The following is a 951-nucleotide window of genomic DNA, read 5'->3' as shown; positions in this document are numbered from 1 at the left end:
CGGGGTGCAGACATGGCGCATGCGGTTGAGACCGGCGCGGGTGACAGGGATCGGCCGTTCGAGCTTGGCCGCGCCGTCGCGCGCGGCGAACTTGGCTACGCCCGCGGCGCGCTCGACGGCGACATAGGCGGCGATCTGACGAAGCAGCCGTCGCGGGACCAGGACGCTGCGTCATCGGTCGCCCTTGGTAAGTGGCGGCGGAAGAGGCAGCCAAAGTTGTTGGGCCTGGTCGCCGTCGCGGTCGATCACCGCGAGCTCGGCAGCGAGCAGGCCCGACGCCTCTTCGAGGCGCAGGCCGGTGGTGACGAGAAGGTCGGCGAACAGCGCGTTGCGCAGCCCGTTCCGATCGCGAGCGCCGGGGCGCTCCGTGCCGTCAGGGGTGAGGCCGCGCAGGCCGACCTCGCGGAAAATGCGGTAGTCGTCCATCGTGACGAACCGCACATCCGATCGCTTGGCGGCACGTTCATAGGCGTCGTTGCGCGCCGCGATCATGTCGCGGTGGCCACCCTGCGCCGGTCGCCATACGGCGCGGCGGCTGAATGGCACCTCGGCGATCAACCCTTGCTGCTCGCCCCAGCGGTAGAGGCGATCGAGGCTGGCGACGGCCCGGTTCCAGCTTGCTGCCGTGATCCGGTGATCGGCCTCGTCGCGGCGTCGCGCACGATGATAGGCGCCCACATCGTCGCGGGTCGCAGCCCACACGGTCTTGCCGCAGGCATCGAGAAAGCGAAGCCAGACCGCGACGTCATAGGCATAGGCGCGAAGCGAATGCCGTGAGCGGACACCCGACAGCGGTAGGTCGAGAAAGAAGCGATCCAGATCGGGATCGTAGAGCGCGTCGCCGCGCAGGATCAGCGGAACATGCGCATCGAGACCCTTGGCCTCGCGGCGCTCGCAGACAGTAATGATCGACACCAGCGCGAAGCCCTCCCCCCGGACCCCCCACCCGAA

Annotated in this window: 1 protein-coding gene; it reads right to left on the bottom strand. The window is 69.0% G+C overall.

All coding sequences use genetic code 11. The features are described 5' to 3' along the window. Positions 1-171: 171 nt before the first annotated feature. The coding region (locus tag AACY08_RS27490; RefSeq protein WP_339472260.1) for a site-specific integrase at positions 172-951 on the bottom strand (780 nt) is incomplete at its 5' end.

The organism is Pseudomonas sp. EL_65y_Pfl1_R83, from assembly GCF_963970695.1.
In the GTDB taxonomy this organism is placed as follows: Bacteria; Pseudomonadota; Gammaproteobacteria; order Pseudomonadales; family Pseudomonadaceae; genus Aquipseudomonas; species Aquipseudomonas tritici.
This window is presented reverse-complemented; position numbering and strand designations above follow the sequence as displayed.